The sequence below is a fragment of the Streptomyces albus subsp. albus genome, assembly GCF_000725885.1.
Lineage (GTDB): Bacteria > Actinomycetota > Actinomycetes > Streptomycetales > Streptomycetaceae > Streptomyces > Streptomyces albus.
This window is the reverse complement of the sequence record NZ_JODR01000004.1, coordinates 160166-179788: the sequence shown is the minus strand read 5'-3', so window position 1 is coordinate 179788 and position 19623 is coordinate 160166. Positions and strand designations below refer to the sequence as shown.

Here is a 19623-nt window from a genome sequence, read left to right as displayed (position 1 = left end):
CGCCATGAGCACCCAGACCAGCACCGTCGCGCACGACGCGCCGGAACCAGCAAGCCCCGAGGGCGGCGGGGGAGGGGGAACCCGCGCTGGGCTGCGCGGGCACCCGTGGCTGACCCTCATCACCGTCGCTTTCGGTGTCACGATGGTCGCCCTGGACGGCACCATCGTCGCCATCGCGAACCCCGCCATCCAGAAGGACCTCGGCGCCTCACTCTCCGACGTCCAGTGGATAACCAACGGCTATCTGCTCGCGCTCGCGGTCTCCCTGATCACCGCGGGCAAACTCGGTGACCGGTTCGGGCACCGGCAGACCTTCCTCGCCGGCGTCGTCGGCTTCGCCATCGCCTCCGCCGCCATCGGCCTGTCCGGCAGCGTCGCCCTCGTGGTCACCTTCCGTGTACTCCAGGGCATATGCGGCGCCCTGCTGATGCCCGCGGCCCTCGGACTCCTGCGCGCCTCCTTCCCTGCCGAGCGGCTCAACGCCGCCATCGGCATCTGGGGCGCGGTCATCGGCGCGTCCACGGCGGCCGGACCCATCGTCGGCGGTCTGCTCGTCGAGCACGTCAGCTGGGAGTCCGTCTTCTTCATCAACATCCCCGTCGGCGCCCTCGCGCTGGTGATGGGGCTGATCCTGCTGCTCGACCGGCGCGCCGAGAACGCCCCCCGCTCGTTCGACCTGCTGGGCATCGTGCTGCTGTCCGGGGCGATGTTCTGCCTGGTCTGGGCCATCATCAAGGCCCCCGAATGGCACTGGGGCGACGCCAAGACGCTCGGCTTCCTCGCCGTCTCGATCCTGGCCTTCGCCGCGTTCGGCTTCTGGGAGACCAAGGTCAAGGAACCGCTGCTGCCGATGAGCATGTTCCGCTCGGTGCCGCTGACGGCGGGCACCATCCTGATGGTGCTCATGGCCTTCGGCTTCATGGGCGGCCTCTTCTTCGTGACCTTCTACCTCCAGAACGTCAACGGCCTCTCCCCGGTCGACAGCGGCCTGCGGCTGCTGCCGCTCACGGCCATGATGATCGTCGCCTCCCCGCTGGCCGGCTCCGTCATCACCCGGATCGGCCCGCGCATCCCGCTGGTCGCCGCCATGGTGCTGACCGCCGTCGCCATGTTCGGCCTCTCCACGCTCGACGCGGACAGCGGCCAGGGCGTCACCTCCCTGTGGTTCGCCGTCCTCGGACTGGGCCTCGCGCCCGTCATGGTCGGCGCCACCGAGGTCATCGTGGGCAACGCGCCGCTCCAGCACGCCGGTGTCGCGGGTGGTCTCCAGCAGGCCGCCATGCAGGTCGGCGGCAGCCTCGGCACCGCGGTCCTGGGCGCCGTGATGGCCTCCCGCGTCGGCAGCGAACTGCCCCACAAGTGGGCCGAGGCCAAGCTGCCCCCGCTGCCCGGCCCGAAGGAGGCGGCCCTCAAGAAGGCCGCCGAGGTCGGCATGGCCCCGCCCGCGCCCAAGGGCGCCCCGGAGCAGATGGCCGTGGCCATCAAGCACGTGGTGCACGACTCCTTCATCTCCGGCATGGGCCTGGCCTTCGTCTGTGCCGGCATCGTCTCCGTCCTCGCCGCCGGTGTCGCGCTCTTCACCAGCCGCGGCAAGAACGACGCGGGTCCCGCGATCCACGTCTGACGGTCTCGCCCCGGCGCCCGCCAGGGTGCCTCCCGGCAGGGCGCGTCCCGCCGGGGTGGCGTCTGCCGGGGCGGCTCCTTCCAGGGCGGGTGCCGCTGGAGTACGAACCTCCCCGCAGCGGCGCTGCCACGGGAGGGTGCTCCCCCGGGCGGACCGTGGCGCGGCGGTACGGTGCTCGCAGGCTCCGGCCCTCTCCCCTTTCCCCTGTCCCCGCTCGTCGGCTGCGGCGCGGTACGCCTTGTATGTGTCGCACATGCATGCGGTGCGCGGCGCGTGGCAGGCGGTGCGCCGCGCACATGGCGGCTGGGGAGGGGCGGCCGGCCGGAGCGGGCTCCCCGGCCGGCCGGAGCGGACCCCTGTGGGAGCGGCCGGCGGCTTGAGGGGCCCGGCGCGATTCGTGCGGTCGGCGGCAGGCCACGCCTGCTGAACGGTGGACGGCCTGGAGCCGACGGGCGTCCCGCGAAGCCGCCGAATGGTACCTGGAAGCGGCCCGGTGACGCCCGGACGGTGGATAACTGAGGAGTTGTGGACAACTCCGCCACCTGTCCCGGTGAACCGGGCCGTTCGCTCTTGGCGGCCCCTCGCGGCCACCGACATGCTGATCACACGCCGGGCGACGAGGTGCCCGGTGATGAGCGGGGGGAGTGATCAGCCATGAAAGGCATGCTCGGACGAGGTCCGAAGACGGCGGCAGGGCTCCTGGCGATGGTCGCCCTGGCCCTGGCCGCGCAGGCGGCCGGAGCGCAGGCCGAGTCACACGCGAGCCCGGAGACGGCACGGGGACCGGCAGCCGCGGCGGGGGCGGCCCCGAGGCTCGGCGCATGCGGCACGGGCGAGCTGTGCCTGTGGGAGAAGCCGCAATTCAAGGGGCAGGCGCGGACGTACGAACTGCGGAGCATCGACATCGAGAGCTGCACACCGCTGACGGGCGGGGCCGCGGCTGTCTCGGCGGCCAACCGCACCGGCCGCCCGGTGACCCTCTACCAGAGCGCGGAGTGCGCGGAGACGGCCGAGTTCGCCACCCATCCTTCCGGCTCCTGGTCGCCTGAACTGCCCTACAAGGCACGTGCGTTCAAGGTCTGGGAGAGCTGAAGTGCCGGTGACCACGGGGACGCGCGGCGCACCCGCGCGAGCAGCCGCGACAGTGGCCCCCGACAGCCGAACGGCCGGGTGCGGTTCCCGCGAGAACCGCACCCGGCCGCAAGGCCCGGGGCAGGGGCGTGCACACCTCCGGCCCCACCGGAGGGACTCAGGCGTCGCCGCCCGCGGCGCCCGGATCGGCCGCCGCGACCTCCAGCAGGCGGTAACGGTCGATGGCCTGCTTGAGGGCGGAGCGGTCCACCTTTCCCTCACGGGCCAGTTCGGTCAGCACCCCCAGCACGATCGACTGCGCGTCGATGTGGAAGAAGCGCCGCGCGGCGCCGCGGGTGTCGGCGAAGCCGAAACCGTCCGCACCCAGCGACTGGTAGGTGCCCGGCACCCAGCGCGCGATCTGGTCCGGCACGGACCGCATCCAGTCCGAGACCGCCACCTTGGGCCCCTCGGCGCCGGCCAGTTTGCGGGTGACGTAGGGGACGCGCTGCTCCTCGTCGGGGTGGAGCAGATTGTGCTGCTCCACGGCGACGGCCTCGCGCCGCAGTTCGTTCCAGGAGGTGGCCGACCACACATCGGCCCTGACGTCCCACTCCTCGGCGAGGAGGCGCTGTGCGTCGAGCGCCCACGGCAGAGCCACGCCGGAGGCGAGGATGTGGGCGCTGTGGGTGCCCCGGTCGCCCGCCCGGTAGCGGTAGAGGCCCTTGAGGATGCCCTCGGCGTCCACGTTCGGCGGCTCTGCCGGCTGCTGGATCGGTTCGTTGTAGACGGTCAGGTAGTAGAAGACGTCCTCTCCGTGCGGGTGCCCGGGCACGGACCCGTACATCCGGCGGAGTCCGTCCTGGACGATGTGGGCGATCTCGAACCCGAAGGCCGGGTCGTAGGCGACCACCGCCGGGTTCGTGGACGCCAGCAACTGCGAGTGGCCGTCGGCGTGCTGGAGCCCCTCGCCGGTGAGCGTCGTACGCCCGGCGGTGGCCCCCAGCACGAAGCCCCGCGCGAGCTGGTCGGCCATCTGCCAGAACTGGTCGCCCGTCCGCTGGAAGCCGAACATCGAGTAGAAGACGTAGATCGGGATGAGCGGCTCGCCGTGCGTGGCGTAGGCGGAGCCGGCGGCGATCGCGGCGGCCGTGCAGCCGGACTCGGAGATGCCGTCGTGCAGCATCTGCCCGGTGGGCGATTCCTTGTAGGCCAGCAGCAGTTCGCGGTCCACCGACTCGTACAGCTGCCCCAGCGGGTTGTAGATCTTCGCCGAGGGAAAGAAGGAGTCCATCCCGAAGGTGCGGTACTCGTCCGGCGCGATCGGCACGAAGCGTTTGCCGATCTCCTTGTCCCGCATGAGGTCCTTCAGCAGTCGCACGAACGCCATGGTGGTGGCGATCTGCTGCTGTCCGGAGCCCTTCTTGAGCGTGGCGTACGCCTTGTCGTCCGGCAGCTGCAACGGCTTGGCGCGGACCACCCGGGTGGGCACGTAGCCGCCGCACTCCCGGCGGCGGTCGTGCATGTACTGGATTTCCTCCGAGTCGCGGCCCGGGTGGTAGTAGGGCGGCACCCCGGACTCCAGCTCCTTGTCCGGGATGGGCAGGTGCAGCCGGTCGCGGAAGCGCTTGAGGTCGTCGACCGTCAGCTTCTTCATCTGGTGCGTGGCGTTGCGGCCCTCGAAGTTGGGGCCCAGCGTCCAGCCCTTGATGGTCTGCGCCAGGATGACGGTCGGCTGCCCCTTGTGCTCGGCCGCCGCCTTGTAGGCGGCATAGACCTTGCGGTGGTCGTGACCGCCCCGGCCCAGGTGCAGCAGCTGGTCGTCGGTCATGTTCTCGACCATCTTGCGCAGCCGCTGGTCGCCGCCGAAGAAGTGCTCACGGATGTAGGCGCCGCTCTCGGTGGCGTAGGTCTGGAACTGCCCGTCGGGCGTGGTGTTCAGCTTGTTGACCAGGACGCCGTCCCGGTCCTGCGCCAGCAGCGGGTCCCAGGAGCGGTCCCACACCAGCTTGATCACGTTCCAGCCGGCGCCGCGGAACGCGGACTCCAGCTCCTGGATGATCTTGCCGTTGCCGCGGACGGGACCGTCCAGCCGCTGAAGGTTGCAGTTGATGACGAAGGTGAGGTTGTCCAGCCCCTCCCGGGCCGCCAGCGAGAGCTGGCCGAGGGACTCGGGCTCGTCCATCTCGCCGTCGCCGAGGAAGGCCCACACCCGAGACCTGGAGGTGTCGGCGATACCGCGGGCCTCCATGTAGCGGTTCATCCGCGCCTGGTGGATCGCACCGACCGGGCCCAGCCCCATGGAGACGGTCGGGAACTCCCAGAAGTCCGGCATCGAGCGCGGGTGCGGATAGCTGGACAGCCCGTTCGGTGCCTTGCTCTTCTCCTGGCGGAAGCCGTCGAGCTGGGCCTCGGTGAGACGGTCCAGCAGATAGGCGCGGGCGTAGATGCCGGGGGAGGCGTGCCCCTGGAAGAAGATCTGATCGCCGCCGTCGCCCTCGTCCTTGCCCCGGAAGAAGTGGTTGAAGCCCACGTCGTAGAGGGAGGCCGAGGAGGCGAAGGTGGCGATGTGACCGCCCACCCCGATGCCGGGGCGCTGCGCGCGGGAGACCATCACGGCCGCGTTCCAGCGGGTCGCGTTCAGGATCTTCCGTTCGATTTCCTCGTTGCCGGGGAAGAACGGCTCGTCCTTGGTCGCGATGGTGTTGACGTAGTCCGTACTGCGCATCTCCGGCACGGCCACGCGCTTCTCGCGGGCGCGTTCGATGAGCCGGAGCATGAGATAGCGGGCGCGTTCCCGGCCGCGCTCGTCGACAGCGGCGTCGAGCGAGTCGAGCCATTCCCGGGTCTCCTCGGGATCGAAGTCCGGGACCTGGCTGGGAAGGCCGCCAATGATGATCGGGGTGCGATCGGATCCGGAAGCCACGCTGTTCCTTCGCTGTATCGGTCGTGTGGTGCTCTGCGAGCCGGGCGGCAGCGTGCGCCGCGGGGTGGTGCCGTAGGGAGGGTCGCGCCGTCTCCATCGTGTACCGCCGCCGCTGTGCCGTCATCTGTACCGAGAGGTAACCCACCCCGCTCTAGGCGGACCGGAGGGCGGGCGGTCGCGGGCACGGAGAGGTGGTCGAGCGGTCACTTTACGCTCATCCGGGATGCATGGCCGGTTTCCGTTCCGATCACCTCAAACGTCCGTTCGGCCCCCGGTGTACCCCTACGGCTCCCCCGGCTCAGCCGGGGCAAACCTGGCGGATCGCGACCGCCGTAATGTGGCCTGAATCACTCTCGATCAGGCATTGTGGGAGGAGACGTCAACGTTTGGGCGGGATCGGCGGTCGGGTACTTGCGTGATCCGGCCCGCCCGTGTGGACTACGGCCCATGCCTCGCGTACGCGCGAGGTGCAACCCCATATTCGGAAGACATGACTGGAGGCAATCCGTGAGCGCGACCGCGGACCACGCGGAGGAGCGGACCAACCCCGCCGCAAGGCTGGGTTTCCAGCCCGGACAGGTGGTCCAGGAGATCGGCTACGACGACGACGTCGACCAGGAGCTCCGCGAGTCCATCGAGGAGATCACCGGCACGGAGCTGGTCGATGAGGATTACGGCGACGTGGCCGACGCCGTGGTGCTGTGGTTCCGCGACGAGGACGGTGATCTGACGGACGCGCTGGTGGACGCGACCACGATGATCGACGAGGGGGCCCCGGTCTGGCTGCTGACCCCGAAGACGGGCCGCGACGGCTACGTCGAGCCCAGCGAGATCGGTGAGGCGTCCAAGACGGCCGGGCTCTCCCAGACCAAGAGCTTCAACGCGGCCAAGGACTGGACCGGCAGCCGCCTGGTCACCCCGAAGGGCGCTCCGAGCAAGCGCTGAGAACCGTCGGCGGCCCCGCGCGATGCCGTGGTGCCGCCGACGGAAGCCGCGGGCGCCCCGTGGGGCCCCGCGCCACGGGCGGAACCGCCCGGTCCGCCGCCCAGGCTCGTAGTGGGGCGGCGGCAAGGACGGACGGCCGCCCCGCCTCCGGAACGGAGCCCGAGCCCGCCTCCGGAACGCAGCCCCCCGAGACGCCCACGCGGCCGAGCCGCCCCGGATGAGGGCCCCGGCCCAATCGTGGCCGCCCCAGCCCGCGGGAAGCGCCGCCAAGGCCCGCTTTCCGAGCCGCTGAAGCGCTCCCAGACGCTGAGGCCCCCCAGCCGCTGAAAGCCCCCAGCTACTGACTTCCGGCCTTCCAGCCGCTGACGTCCGGCTTCCGACGGGGAGGAAGCACCGATTCGGCCCCGGCGCCGCCCTCGTACCGTGCTCCCCTCCCGTCACCCTCCGGGCCGCTCCCCGCGCCCGGCCGCTGCTTGCGGGCCCGGTACGCGGAAAAGGTCCGCGTCCCCGTAACGCCGGACCCGGTCGGTCTTGCGGACCCGGCGTCGGCCGCGTCCCCGGGCGGGCCGGTCACAGGTCGCCCGGCGCCGCCCGACGCCTGCCACGGCCGTGCCTGCCCCGCCGGACGCGTTCGCCGCGCGACGCCTGCTCCTTCGATGGTGGTGTGCGCCACCCGATGTGCGGGGATGCCCCGACGTGTGTGGCGCCCCGGCGCATGGGGCGCCCGCCCCGTCCGTACCCCGCCGGTACTCCGCGACCGTGCGGGCGCAGCTTTTCCACGGCGGGTGCCTGGGGGCGGGTCCCAGGAGGAGGACGGCCGGACCGGTGTGACCGGCCCGAAGCCCGTACGGGCCCGGCGCATAGGGTGGGAGCCGTCTTTGTCCCGCCCACCGAAGGGAATGCGCCATGGCGATCGAGGCCGGCACCAAGGCACCCGACATCGAGCTCAAGGACCAGCACGGCCAGACCGTGCGGCTCTCGGACTTCCAGGGCAAGAAGAACGTCGTCCTGCTCTTCTACCCGTTCGCCTTCACCGGTGTGTGCACCGGCGAGCTGTGCGCTCTGCGTGACGAGCTGCCGAAGTTCGTCAACGACGACGTGCAGCTGCTGGCGGTCTCCAACGACAGCCCCTTCGCGCTGCGTGTGTTCGCCGAGCAGGAGGGGCTGGAGTACCCGCTGCTGTCCGACTTCTGGCCGCATGGTGAGGCGTCCCGCGCCTACGGCGTCTTCGACGAGGAGAAGGGCTGCGCGGTGCGCGGCACCTTCATCATCGACAAGGAGGGCGTGGTGCGCTGGACGGTGGTCAACGGGCTGCCGGACGCCCGTGACCTCAACGAGTACGTCAAGGCTCTCGAGAACCTCTGACCACAGGGTGCACTGCCGTCCCGTCGTGCCGGTCCGGTGCTTCCGGGCGCCCCCGGTGACGCTGGGAACCACCCCGGTTCCGCTCCGTAGAAGGGCTGTGCCCCGGGGAACCGCTCACTAGGATCGAATCGTTGATCCGACGGCATCCGAAACGGGGGCACGCAGTGCTCCTCACGAACTACTGACCAGGAGGACTCGTGGGAGTCAGCCTCAGCAAGGGCGGCAACGTCTCGCTGACCAAGGAGGCGCCGAACCTGACCGCGGTCATCGTCGGTCTGGGCTGGGACGCGCGTACCACCACCGGCGCCGACTTCGACCTCGACGCGAGCGCCCTGCTGACGAACGCGGAGGGGAAGGTCGCCAACGACCAGAACTTCGTGTTCTTCAACAACCTCAAGAGCCCCGACGGCTCCGTGGAGCACACCGGTGACAACCTCACCGGTGAGGGCGAGGGCGACGACGAGGTCATCAAGGTGAACCTCGCCGGCGTGCCCGCGGACGTGGAGAAGATCGTCTTCCCGGTCTCCATCTACGAGGCGGAGAGCCGCCAGCAGAGCTTCGGCCAGGTGCGCAACGCCTACATCCGCGTCGTCAACCAGGCGGACAACAACGAGCTGGCGCGCTACGACCTCAGCGAGGACGCGTCGACGGAGACGGCCATGGTCTTCGGCGAGCTGTACCGGCACGGCGCGGAGTGGAAGTTCCGTGCCATCGGTCAGGGGTACGCCTCGGGTCTGCGCGGCATCGCGCAGGACTTCGGCGTCAACGTCTGAAGGCTCCCGGTGGCCCGGAAGGGCTCCGGACGCCCCACGCGCCCCGCGGCCCCTGGTGGGCCGGCGGGGCGCGTCTGCCAGAGACCGGCAGCCACGGGTGCCGCAGGCTTCCGTAACCGGGAGGTGTGCGGCGCCCCGTAGTACGGACACACTGGAGGCACCGGCATGCCGGTGGCGTCCGCACCGGATTCCGGGGCACGACGTACACCGGGAACCGCAGCAGGACCCGAAGCCGCAGCAAGCAGGCAAGCAGGGAGAGGACATCGAGCATGAGCGTGACGCTCGCCAAGGGGGGAAACGTCTCCCTCTCGAAGGCCGCACCGAATCTGACCCAGGTGCAGATCGGTCTCGGCTGGAAGGCCCGTTCGACGACGGGCGCCGACTTCGACCTCGACGCGAGCGCGCTGCTGTGCTCCGGTGGCCGGGTCCTGGGGGACGAGTATTTCGTCTTCTACAACAACCTCAAGAGCCCCGAAGGCTCCGTGGAACACACCGGTGACGAACTCGTCGGCGGCACGGGCAGCGGGGACGACGAGACGGTGCTGGTGGATCTGTCGCTGGTGCCGGCGCAGGTGGACAAGGTGGTCTTCCCCGTCTCCATCTACGACGCGGAGAACCGTCACCAGACCTTCGGCCAGGTGACGGACGCCTACATCCGGGTCGTCAACCGTGAGGACGGTGTCGAACTGGCCCGTTACGACCTGACCGAGGACGCCTCCTCCGAGACGGCGATGATCTTCGGTGAGCTCTACCGCTACAACGGTGAGTGGAAATTCCGTGCAGTCGGCCAGGGATACGCCTCGGGCCTGCGCGGCATCGCTCTAGACTTCGGCGTCAATGTCGCCTGAGCGCCACTGGCGTCACTGCCGACTCACCTGTCGCGGTACGGCGTCGGCTCGGACCTCAGCATGTTTGTGAACACACGTAGCCCGGATACCGGATTGGGAAGCCAGTGCTCCTGAAAACCTTTGGCTGGTCCTTCGGCGTCACCGCCGTCGGGTTGGCCGCAGCGGCGTTCTTCTGGGGGTGGGAGGCGTTCGCCCTCGTGGCGATCCTGTCCATCCTGGAGATCTCGTTGTCGTTCGACAACGCGGTCGTCAACGCCGGCGTACTGAAGAAGATGAACGCCTTCTGGCAGAAGATCTTCCTTACCATCGGCATTCTGATCGCGGTATTCGGCATGCGGCTGGTCTTCCCGGTCATCATCGTCGCCATCAGTGCCAAGGTCGGGCCGGTCGAGGCCGTACGGGTCGCGCTGGACAACCCGGAACGTTACGAGCAACTGGTCACGGACGCCCATCCGGCCATTGCCGCGTTCGGCGGGATGTTCCTGCTGATGATCTTCCTCGATTTCATCTTCGAGCAGCGCGAGCACAAATGGATCGGCTGGCTGGAGAGGCCGCTGGCGCGGCTCGGCAAGGTCGACGGCCTGTCCATCTGCATCGCGCTGATCGTGCTGCTGGTCAGCGCCATGACCATGGCCACCGCCGCGCACCAGCACGGTGGGGCCCATGCCGACAAGTCCGCCACCGTCCTCCTGTCCGGTATCGCGGGACTCATCACCTATCTGATCGTCGGCGGCCTCTCGGGGCACTTCGAGGACAAGCTGGAGGAGGAAGAGGAGCGCGAGCAGGAAGAGGAGGAAGCCGCCAAGCGGGCCGGGAAACAGCCTTCGGCCGTCGGACTGGCGGGCAAGGCCGCCTTCTTCATGTTCCTCTACCTGGAGGTCCTGGACGCCTCGTTCTCCTTCGACGGTGTCATCGGTGCCTTCGCGGTCACCAACCACATCTTCTGGATGGCGCTCGGTCTGGGCATCGGCGCGATGTACGTCCGGTCGCTCACCGTCTATCTGGTGCGGCAGGGCACCCTGGACGACTACGTCTACCTGGAGCACGGCGCCCACTACGCCATCGGCGCGCTGTCGATCATCCTGCTGGTCACCATCAAGTACCAGATCAACGAGGTCGTCACCGGTCTCGTCGGCGTGGTGCTGATCGCGCTGGCCTTCTGGTCCTCGGTGCGGCGCAACCGTGCTCTCGCGGCTGCCGGGGGGGACGGGGGCGACGGGGACGAGTCCGCCCGATCCGAGGCCACCTCGCGGGTGTGACCGCCATCTGAACGAGGAACGCTCCCAGCGGGGCGGCTTCGCGGCGGCGCGGCTCACGGGCTCGCGCCGGCCCCGGAGCCGCCCCGCGGTGACGAGTGGGCGTGGAAGACGAGTGGGGGTGCGGGATGGTCTCCCTGTGGGAGAACTGGCGGCGGGGTGTCGGCATGACCCGGCGGGGTCCCAAGTTCGACACGGTGGGCGGCCCGTCGACGTACGCGGTGGAGCTGACGAAGCGGTATTCGGAGCTGTCACTGACCAAGCAGGGTGCCGACACGGGCAGCATGCGGGTCAACCTGTCGTGGCGGATGCGCAGTTCCGACCTGGACGGCAGGCCGCGGCGCACCGCCTCGCTGCGGCATCCGCTCCGGGCGCTGAAACCCGAGGTGGTGCAGGCGCACACGCAGGGTGTCGTCAATGTGGACCTCGACCTTGCGTGCATGTACGAGCTGGCGGACGGCAGCAAGGGCGTCGTCCAGCCGCTCGGCAACTTCCTGGGCGACTGGAACGGGCCGCCCTACGTCAAGCTGACCGGTGACGACCGCTTCGGCTCGCCGTCGGGGGAGACGCTCTACGTCAACCTCGACCACCGCGACGAGATCAAGCGCCTGTTGTTCTTCGTCTACATCTACGACGGCACCCCGGCGTTCGACCGTACGCATGCCATCGTCTCGCTCTTTCCCAGCAGCGGGCCGCGGGTCGAGGTCGGCCTCGACGAGCGGGCCCCGCAGGCGCGTTCGTGCGCGGTGCTGTTGCTGGAGAACAACAAGGGCGAGGTGAAGGTGCGCCGCGAGGTGCGCTACGTCTACGGGTTCCAGGCCGAGTTGGACCGCCTCTACGGCTGGGGCCTCCAATGGGGCCGCGGCTACAAGACGCAGAACGTGTGAGGCAGGACGTCTGAGGCAGGACATCCGGGGCGGGCCAGCGTGACACGGAACGCCTGAGTGCCCGGGAAGGGCCGCCCGGGCGCATCCGTGATCCGCGGACGCGTCCGACCCGTGGCGCCCCACGGACAGCCCGGGCCCGCAGACGGCTCGGGTCCGGCGGCCTGCGGGCGGGGTGCATCCGCCGCCCCGCGGACGCGTCGGACGCGCGCCACGGCGTGCCCGCCGTTGCCTGGCTGCCCGCCTCCCGGGGCTGGACGCGGGAGCCCCGTACGTACCGCCTTCCGGGTGAACGAGAGGGCCCTGGCCGTATGCGCGGCCAGGGCCCTCTCGTGCTGCCGCGCTGTGGCGGCCCGGTGCACGCCGTACGGATTCCGCTCAGCGCTGCTGGGCGAGGAACTGCGGGCCCTGCGGCGGCAGCGTGAAGGACGGGTCCGGCTGCGGGTAGCCGTAGGTCGGCTGGGGATAGCCGTAGGCGGGCCCGGTGGCCGGGGGCTGCTGGGGCGGCTGGGGGTAGCCGTAGGCGGGCTGGTGGGCCGGTGGCGCCGGGATGCCGGGCAGGCCCGGCGGGGCGAACGCCGGCGCTCCCTGGGGCGGGGGCGGCGCCACGACGGCCGTCACCGCTCCGGCCGGGTCCGGCTCCGGTGCGGGCGGCGGCGGGCCCGGGTCGGGCGCGGGCCCCGGGCCGGGGGTGGGTCCGGGCGGCGGGCCGGGCGGCACCGGCTGGGGGCGGGGTCCGGGACCGGGTGGTACGGGCTCGGGCTCCGGGGAGGGTTCGGGCTGCGGTTCGGGCGGCACCGGGTGCGGCGAGGGCTCGGGGTGCGGTTCGGGCGGCGGCTGCGGCACGGTGCCCGAGGGTGGCCGCAGCCGGAAGTCGTCCGCGCCGACGGTGTCGGGCCCGGGGACGTGCGCGACGGTGGCGTCCGGGTCGTGCTCGGGGCCCGGCCGGGTGCCGGCGCCGGTCGTCCGGCCGGCCCCTCCCTCGGTTCCGGATCCGGCGGCCTCGGCTTCGCTCTCGTCCACCGAGATGCCGAACTCCGTGGCCAGTCCGACCAGGCCGGTGTCGTAGCCCTGGCCGAGCGCGCGGAACTTCCAGCCGTCGCCGCGCCGGTACAGCTCGCCGCAGACCATTGCGGTCTCGGCGCCGGTCTCCGGCTCGATGTCGAAGCGTGCCAGCAGCTGTCCGCCGCCGTCCGGGCCGCCGGCGGTGCCCTCGCCGCCGCCCGCGTCCTGGAGCAGCAGCCGCAGCTCGCGGACGCCGGCGAAGGTGCCGCCGTCGGCCGATGCGGCCAGCAGCACCCGTTCGACGGAGGGGTCCAGCGCGGCCAGGTCGGCCTCGACGGTGTCCCGCAGTCCCTCGGGCTCCCGCTTCTTGGCCAGGTGCCGCACCAGCCCGGAGGGGTGCCGTGGCTGGTTGTAGAAGACGAAGTCGTCGTCCGTTCTGACCTGGCCGTCGGTGCCGAGCAGCAGCGCCGAGGCATCGACGTCCGGCACGCCGGTACCAGGCGTCCAGCAGAGCACGGCCCGTACGGCCGTGGTCTCCAACTGGATGTTCGATCCCTTCGTCATCGCGTGCGTCATGTCTTCATCCTGCCCCCGGACGGACGGCATCGACAACGCGGGACACCGCCACCGGCCGAATGTGTACACGACACCCAGTGCCGTTCCGCCCCCGGTCGGACGGCTTTCGGGCGGTCCGCACGGTGGTCCCGGAGGCCCCCGCACGGCGGTCCGGGAAGCGCCCGCACGGCGGTCCCGGACGGCGTGCCAGGAGGGCGGGAGGTGCCGTGCGGCCGGGGCGCCCGGGTGGACGCCGGGAACTTGTGACCGGTTCTCGTACGTACGATGAGCAGCCGTGCGGCCACCGCGGCGGCCCGGCGGGACACCGCGCGGGCAGCAGCGCGGCGGCCGCCAGGAACGCACGACGGTGAGACGGGGATCCCATGCGGCACTTCCGGCAGCTGACGCCTGAGCGCCTCAGCGCGCTCTTCCACCGGGCGCCGGCCGAGTTCACGCCCGACGCGCCCGCGAGCACTCTCGCGGTGGCGCTCGGCGCCACGCTCTACAGCCCCGCCACCAGACCGGCCCTGGCCGAGGACGTGCGCAAGCAGGCGGCGCGCGGGGTGGTGTCCATGGTGCTGTGCCTGGAGGACTCCATCGCCGACAGCGAGGTGCCGGCCGCCGAGGACAACCTGGTGCGCCAGCTGTGCGCGCTGGCGGACGAGGGCCGGGACGACGAGTTGCCGCTGCTGTTCGTCCGGGTGCGGGACGCCGGTCAGATCCCCGCACTGGTGCGCCGGCTGGGCGCGGCGGTGCGGCTGCTGTCCGGTTTCGTGCTGCCGAAGTTCACGGAGGACCACTCGGTGCCGTTCCTGGAGGCGCTCACCGAGGCGGAGTCGTCCTGCGGGCGGCGGCTGTTCGCGATGCCCGTGCTGGAGTCGCCGGAGCTGCTGCACCGCGAGACCCGCACCGACACGCTGGCGGGCATCGTGCGCACGCTCGACAAGTACCGCGACCGGGTGCTGGCGCTGCGCCTGGGCGTCACCGACTTCTGTTCCGCGTACGGGCTGCGTCGTACGCCGGAGATGACCGCGTACGACGTGCAGATCGTCGCCTCGGTGATAGCCGACGTGGTGAACGTGCTGGGCAGGGCCGACGGCACCGGATTCACCGTCACCGGACCCGTGTGGGAGTATTTCCGGCCGCAGGAGAGGATGTTCAAGCCCCAGCTGCGGCAGAGCCCGTTCCGCAGCGGCCGTGCCGAGGACGTGCGGGCCGCGCTGATCGAGCACGACATGGACGGACTGCTGCGCGAGATCGAACTCGACCGTGCCAACGGTCTGCTGGGCAAGACCTGCATCCACCCCTCGCACGTGGCTCCCGTGCACGCGCTGTCGGTCGTCAGCCATGAGGAGTTCTGCGACGCGACCGACGTGCTGCGCCCCGAGCGCGGCGGCGGCGGAGTGCTGCGCTCCGCCTACACGAACAAGATGAACGAGGTGAAACCGCACCGGGCCTGGGCCGAGCGCACACTGCTGCGCGGCGAGGTCTTCGGGGTGGCGCGCGAAGGCGTGAGCTTCGTCGAACTGCTGGCGGCGGGAGTCAAGTGAACGGAAGCGTACGGGAGCACAGCAGCCAGGCCACAGGCGGTGACCCGGCACAGCCGTCCGCGCCCTGGTCCGGCACCTGGGTGGCCGAACGGCTCGGGGTGCGCCTGACCGGCGACGGGATGCGGCAGCTGCTCGGACTGGCCCTGCGCCGCAACCCCAAGCGGGCGCATCTGCTGGTCTCCACCGTTCTGGGCAAGCACGTCCCGCAGCGGCCCTCGGTGGTGCTGGAGGCCGGCACCCGGCTCGGCGCCCGGGTGCGCGAGCTGCTCGGCGCAGGACAGGCCGCCGACGCCGTCGTCCTCGGCTTCGCGGAGACCGCCACCGGGCTCGGCCTCACCGTCGCGTACGGAATGGGCAGCCGCGCCGGAGCGCTGCACTCGACACGGCGCGCCGTCGCGGAGGTGGCCCGGTTCGGCGCCTTCGAGGAGGAGCACAGCCACGCCACCTCCCACCTGCTGCTGCCGAAGGACCCCGGTCTGCTGCGCGGGGACGGCCCCCTCGTCCTGGTCGACGACGAGCTGTCCACCGGGCGGACGGTGCGCAACACCATCGCCGCGCTGCACGCCGCGCACCCGCGCCAGCGGTACGTGGTCGCAGCTCTTGTGGACACCCGCGGGGGCGACGACGTCGCGGAGCTGGAGAAGTTCGCCGCCGACCTCGGCGCCCGTATCGACGTGGTGGCCCTGGCCGCCGGCCGCGTGCGGCTCCCGGCGGACGTACTGGAGCGCGGCAGCACACTGGTCGCCCGCCACGGCGGCACCCCGGCACCGGCGCCCGCCGCGGAGCGGGGCACCGTCGAGCGCGTGGAGCTGGGCTGGCCCGCCGGGCTGCCCGACGGCGGACGGCACGGCTTCGGCCCCCGCGAGCAGATCCGCCTGGAGGCGGCGCTCCCGGCCATGGCCGCACGCCTCGCGGACGCACTCGGCCTGCCCGCCGCCGGCGACAGCACGCCGGGAGAGGTGCCGCGCGTGCTGGTCCTCGGCACGGAAGAGCTGATGTACGCGCCGCTGCGCCTCGCCTGCGCCCTGGAAGAGCGCACCGGAAGCCGCGCGGAGATCCGTTTCTCCACCACCACGCGCTCGCCGGTGCTGGCCGTGGACGACCCCGGCTACGCCATCCGCACCGCCCTGCGCTTCCCGGCCCACGACACACCGGACGCGACACGGGACGCGACTCGCACAACGGCGAGTACAACGGCGGCGGACCCCGCGACCGAAACGGCGCAGCCCCCCGTGGCGGGCGCGGCGCCGGAGGACCGTTACGTCTACAACGTGGCCGGTCAGGGCTTCGACGCCGTCGTCGTGGTGACCGACAGCGTCGGCGACACCCCCGCCCTGCACGCCCCCGGCGGGCTGCTCGACCAGCTCGCCGGCTGCACCCCGGCGGTCCTGCTGGCCGTCGTCCCCTCCTACGTCCCGGCCCCCGACGAGCCGGCCCCGCCGCCCGCACCGCTGCACGGCCCCGCGTTCTCCTCGTACGACCCCGAGGACGTCGCATGGCTGCTGCGCGATCTGTCCGACGTCCCCCTGGAGGCCCCCACCGAGGAACGCGAGGAGGCCATCCAGGCGGGCGGCGCCCACTACGCCGAGTCCCTGCCCGTCGAGTACCAGCCCTCACCGGAGTACCAGCGGCTCTTCCACAGCGCCCTGGAGTCCTCCGCCGCGCGGCTGGCCCGCGCCGTGGGCACCGTGACCGAGACGGTGCTCGCCGAGCGCGGCCCCCGCCCCGTCCTGGTCTCGCTGGCACGGGCCGGCACGCCCGTCGGTGTGCTGATGCGGCGCTGGGCGCGGCAGACCCGCGGCCTGGACCTGCCGCACTACGCCGTCTCCATCGTGCGCGGCAGGGGCATCGACACCAACGCGCTCGCCCACCTGGCCGCCCACCACGACCCGGCCGACATCGTCTTCGTGGACGGCTGGACGGGCAAGGGCGCCATCACCCGCGAACTGGCCCAGGCGCTGGCCGCCCACCCGCGGTTCGTCCCCGAACTGGCCGTCCTCGCCGACCCCGGCTCGTGCGTGAGCACCTTCGGCACCCGCGAGGACTTCCTCATCCCCTCCGCCTGCCTCAACTCGACCGTCTCCGGGCTGATATCGCGCACCGTGCTCCGCGCCGACCTGATCGGCCCGCACGACTTCCACGGCGCCAAGTTCTACCGCGAGCTGGCCGGCAACGACGTGTCCCGGCACTTCGTCGACACCGTCGCCGCGCACTTCACCGAGGTCCGGGACGGCGCTGTCCGGGACGCCGCCGCGCTCGCCGCCGCCGACCGCACCCCCAGCTGGGCGGGGTGGCGCGCGGTGGAGGAGATCAGCGAGGCGTACGGGATCGGCGACGTCAATCTGATCAAGCCGGGTGTCGGCGAGACGACGCGCGTACTGCTGCGCCGCGTCCCCTGGCGCATCCTGGCCCGGCGCGGCGCCGGAGCCGACCTCGACCACGTACGGCTGCTCGCCGAACAGCGCGGCGTGCCCGTCGAGGAGACCGACGAGCTGCCCTACACCTGCGTCGGCCTCATCCACCCCCGCTACACGCGCGGTGCCACCGGCGCCGACGGAAAGGCAGCCCGGTGACCCGCCCCCCGGCCCCCGGGACGCACGGCCGCACCCTCGTCGCCAGCGACCTGGACCGAACACTCATCTACTCGGCGCCCGCCCTGGAACTGACCATGCCGGACGCGAGCGCCCCACGGCTGCTGTGCGTCGAGACGTACGAGCACAAGCCGCTCTCCTTCATGACGGAGGAGGCCGCCCGGCTGCTGGCCGCGCTCGCCGACGAGGCACTGTTCGTCCCCGCCACCACCCGCACCCCCGAGCAGTACCTCCGCGTCCACCCGCCCGGACCGCCGCCCCGCTACGCCGTCTGCGCCAACGGCGGCCACCTCCTCGTCGACGGGGAGAGCGACCCGGAATGGCGGGAGCACGTCGCCGGGCGGCTGACCGAGTGCGCACCGCTCGACCAGGTACGCGCCCACATGCTGGAGGCCGCCCGCCCCGAGTGGCTGCTCAAGGAACGCGTCGCCGACGGACTGTTCGCCTACCTCGTGGTCGAGCGCTCCCTGCTGCCCGGCACCTGGGTGAAGGAACTCGCCGAGTGGGCCGGCGACCACGGCTGGAGCGTCTCCCTCCAGGGCCGCAAGGTCTACGCGGTGCCGCACCCGCTCACCAAGAGCGCCGCCGTCGCCGAAGTGGCCCGCAGAACCGGGACCGGCCGCACCCTCGCCGCCGGCGACTCCCTCCTGGACGCCGACCTGCTCCAGTACGCCGACGCGGCCTGGCGGCCAGGACACGGTGAACTCGCCGACAGCGGCTGGGCGGCCCCCCACCTGCGGGCCCTTGCCGACCGCGGCGTCCTGGCGGGCGAGCGCATCCTGCACGAGATGACGGCGGCCCTCACCGAGGAGGCCGCCACCCCGCCCCATTCGGTGGTCAGCGGCCCTGGGCCCGCTCCTGCCGTATCCGCTCCACCACCTGTTGCACCGTCTCCCGCACCGCGTCCAGCTCGCTGAGCAGATGCCAGTAGTCGGGGTGGCGGCCGGTCAGCGAGGCGACGGCACGGTCCACCCGCTCCACCGCGTTGTCCAGCGGGCCCGCATGCCGCGGATCGGGCGTACTGCGTCCGGCCATCGCCAGCCGCTGCGCGTCACGGATCGCGAACCGGGTGCGTTCGACCTCCTTGCTGTGGTCGAACGACACCTCGTTCAGCCGTTGCAGCCGCTCCCCGGCGGCCTTCACCGCCTCGTCCGTCGTGTTCAGCAGCGCCCGTACCGTGGACAGCAGCGAAGTGGCGTCCGCCCAGCGCTGCTCGTCCCGCGCCGCGCGGGCCTCCCGCAGCTTCTCGTCGGCCTGCCGCGCCGAGCGCTCCGCCTGCCGCGGAACATCCTGCAAGTCCTGCCAGCAGGCGATGCTGAACCGGCGCCGCAGCTCACTGAGCACCGGCTCCACCTGCCCGGCCCGCGTCTGCAACGCCTCCGTGCGCGTACGCAGCGACGCCAGCCGCTTGTCGATCTCCGCCGCCTTCTGCGGCAGCCCCTCGGCGTCGGCGCGGATCGCCTCCGCCTCCCGCGCCACCCGGTCCGCACGCTTGAGGGTCTCCTGCACCCCGTGGGCGCCCGCCCCCTCGTTCAGCTTCGTCAGCTCCGGCGAGAGCGCGGCCAGCCGCGCCGCCAGATCGTCGGCCTTCAGCCCCTGGCCGCGCACCGCGTCCAGCGCGTTGCTCGCCGCCAGCAGCCCCTGCCGGGCCCGCTCCACGGCGGGTGCCAGTCGCGACAACTGGTTCTCCGCCCGCGTCAGCAGCGGCCCGAGGCTCTGCGCGAATCGGTCCAGCTCCCCCTTGACCCGCTCCAGATCCTGCCGCGCCCGGTCCAGCTCGGCGCGGGCCCGGGTGGCGGCGGAGGCGTCCAGATCGTCACGGTCCAGCTCGTGGGCGTCCACCGTGCTGATGTAGTCATGACTGACGGCGTCGATCCGCCGGCCGAAGTCCGCGAAGTCCGCAGCGGCCTTGCGCCCGGCCGGGGAGGAGTCCACCGCGGTGATCGTCTCGATGGAGATCCGCAGGTCACGCTGAGCGGTGTCCAGCTCGTAGAAGGCGGCTGCCGCGGCGTCCCTCGCGGCCTGCGCGTCGGCCCGAAGGTGCTCCGCACGGCCACCGCCCCAGCCCCAGCGGCGGGTGCCGCCGTTCATCGCCGCCACGAAACCTCTCCCCGAATGTGTGTACCACTCATCGACCCGATGGTCATTCTCCCACCTGGGCTCAACGAACACACGAGCCAGAACGTCCCCGCCGCCGCCCCCGTCCCCGTGTTTGCGCCCCCGGCCCCCG

General features: G+C 71.8%; 14 protein-coding genes. 11 read left to right on the top strand and 3 right to left on the bottom strand.

Annotated elements, in window-relative coordinates; genetic code table 11:
- The first annotated feature begins 4 nt into the window (after window positions 1-4).
- Window positions 5-1624 (top strand): MFS transporter, encoded by a 1620-nt coding sequence (locus tag IO40_RS0105540; RefSeq protein WP_016468799.1) that lies wholly within the window; start codon window positions 5-7, stop codon window positions 1622-1624.
- Between the two features lie 654 nt (window positions 1625-2278).
- Window positions 2279-2716, top strand: a complete 438-nt coding sequence (locus tag IO40_RS0105535) for a peptidase inhibitor family I36 protein (protein ID WP_016468798.1) — start codon at window positions 2279-2281, stop codon at window positions 2714-2716.
- 157 nt (window positions 2717-2873) lie between these two features.
- Here IO40_RS0105535 and aceE read toward each other — a convergent pair whose 3' ends face one another.
- Entirely contained in the window at window positions 2874-5621 is a 2748-nt protein-coding gene (aceE, locus tag IO40_RS0105530) for a pyruvate dehydrogenase (acetyl-transferring), homodimeric type (protein ID WP_016468797.1), read from the bottom strand.
- Between the two features lie 507 nt (window positions 5622-6128).
- On the opposite strand from aceE, the gene IO40_RS0105525 reads away from it, so the two are divergent.
- The 6 genes from IO40_RS0105525 to IO40_RS0105500 all read left to right on the top strand — a co-directional run bounded on the left by IO40_RS0105525 (window position 6129) and on the right by IO40_RS0105500 (window position 11695).
- On the top strand, window positions 6129-6566 hold the full coding sequence (locus IO40_RS0105525) for a DUF3052 domain-containing protein (protein ID WP_016468796.1): 438 nt from the start codon (window positions 6129-6131) through the stop codon (window positions 6564-6566).
- A 906-nt stretch (window positions 6567-7472) separates the two neighbouring features.
- On the top strand, window positions 7473-7931 hold the full coding sequence (locus IO40_RS0105520) for a peroxiredoxin (protein WP_016468795.1): 459 nt from the start codon (window positions 7473-7475) through the stop codon (window positions 7929-7931).
- A gap of 197 nt (window positions 7932-8128) precedes the next feature.
- Complete coding sequence (locus tag IO40_RS0105515) at window positions 8129-8704, top strand: TerD family protein (RefSeq protein WP_016468794.1); 576 nt, start codon at window positions 8129-8131, stop codon at window positions 8702-8704.
- Between the two features lie 269 nt (window positions 8705-8973).
- Window positions 8974-9552 carry a TerD family protein gene (locus tag IO40_RS0105510; RefSeq protein ID WP_016468793.1) on the top strand — a complete coding sequence of 193 codons (579 nt, stop codon included), beginning with the start codon at window positions 8974-8976 and terminating at the stop codon, window positions 9550-9552.
- A 104-nt stretch (window positions 9553-9656) separates the two neighbouring features.
- Window positions 9657-10811: a DUF475 domain-containing protein gene (locus IO40_RS0105505; protein ID WP_016468792.1), complete on the top strand. Its 1155-nt coding sequence runs from the start codon at window positions 9657-9659 to the stop codon at window positions 10809-10811.
- Between the two features lie 125 nt (window positions 10812-10936).
- On the top strand, window positions 10937-11695 hold the full coding sequence (locus tag IO40_RS0105500) for a TerD family protein (protein WP_016468791.1): 759 nt from the start codon (window positions 10937-10939) through the stop codon (window positions 11693-11695).
- A 375-nt stretch (window positions 11696-12070) separates the two neighbouring features.
- On the opposite strand, the gene IO40_RS0105495 is transcribed toward IO40_RS0105500, so the two are convergent.
- On the bottom strand, window positions 12071-13273 hold the full coding sequence (locus IO40_RS0105495) for a TerD family protein (RefSeq protein WP_016468790.1): 1203 nt from the start codon (window positions 13271-13273) through the stop codon (window positions 12071-12073).
- 362 nt (window positions 13274-13635) lie between these two features.
- Between IO40_RS0105495 and IO40_RS0105490 the strand changes: the two genes are divergently transcribed.
- The 3 genes from IO40_RS0105490 to IO40_RS0105480 are packed head-to-tail and all read left to right on the top strand — an operon-like array spanning window position 13636 to window position 18310.
- Complete coding sequence (locus IO40_RS0105490; protein WP_016468789.1) at window positions 13636-14802, top strand: HpcH/HpaI aldolase/citrate lyase family protein; 1167 nt, start codon at window positions 13636-13638, stop codon at window positions 14800-14802.
- Window positions 14799-17375, top strand: coding sequence for a phosphoribosyltransferase (locus IO40_RS0105485; RefSeq protein WP_016468788.1), 2577 nt, complete (start codon window positions 14799-14801; stop codon window positions 17373-17375). The genes IO40_RS0105490 and IO40_RS0105485 overlap by 4 nt, the downstream gene beginning before the upstream one ends.
- Window positions 17372-18310 carry an HAD family hydrolase gene (locus tag IO40_RS0105480; RefSeq protein WP_016468787.1) on the top strand — a complete coding sequence of 313 codons (939 nt, stop codon included), beginning with the start codon at window positions 17372-17374 and terminating at the stop codon, window positions 18308-18310. The genes IO40_RS0105485 and IO40_RS0105480 overlap by 4 nt, the downstream gene beginning before the upstream one ends.
- Here IO40_RS0105480 and IO40_RS0105475 read toward each other — a convergent pair.
- Entirely contained in the window at window positions 18231-19484 is a 1254-nt protein-coding gene (locus tag IO40_RS0105475; protein WP_031025663.1) for a hypothetical protein, read from the bottom strand. The genes IO40_RS0105480 and IO40_RS0105475 overlap by 80 nt on opposite strands.
- Between the last annotated feature and the right edge of the window lie 139 nt (window positions 19485-19623).

Excerpts from the sequence above, each read along its gene's own strand:
- IO40_RS0105520 (WP_016468795.1), top strand. The coding sequence starts at position 7,473 with ATGGCGATCGAGGCCGGCACCAAGGCACCCGACATCGAGCTCAAGGAC.
- IO40_RS0105490 (WP_016468789.1), top strand. The coding sequence starts at position 13,636 with ATGCGGCACTTCCGGCAGCTGACGCCTGAGCGCCTCAGCGCGCTCTTC.
- IO40_RS0105535 (WP_016468798.1), top strand. The coding sequence starts at position 2,279 with ATGAAAGGCATGCTCGGACGAGGTCCGAAGACGGCGGCAGGGCTCCTG.
- IO40_RS0105500 (WP_016468791.1), top strand. The coding sequence starts at position 10,937 with ATGGTCTCCCTGTGGGAGAACTGGCGGCGGGGTGTCGGCATGACCCGG.
- IO40_RS0105495 (WP_016468790.1), bottom strand. The coding sequence starts at position 13,273 with ATGACGCACGCGATGACGAAGGGATCGAACATCCAGTTGGAGACCACG.
- IO40_RS0105475 (WP_031025663.1), bottom strand. The coding sequence starts at position 19,484 with ATGAACGGCGGCACCCGCCGCTGGGGCTGGGGCGGTGGCCGTGCGGAG.
- IO40_RS0105510 (WP_016468793.1), top strand. The coding sequence starts at position 8,974 with ATGAGCGTGACGCTCGCCAAGGGGGGAAACGTCTCCCTCTCGAAGGCC.
- IO40_RS0105540 (WP_016468799.1), top strand. The coding sequence starts at position 5 with ATGAGCACCCAGACCAGCACCGTCGCGCACGACGCGCCGGAACCAGCA.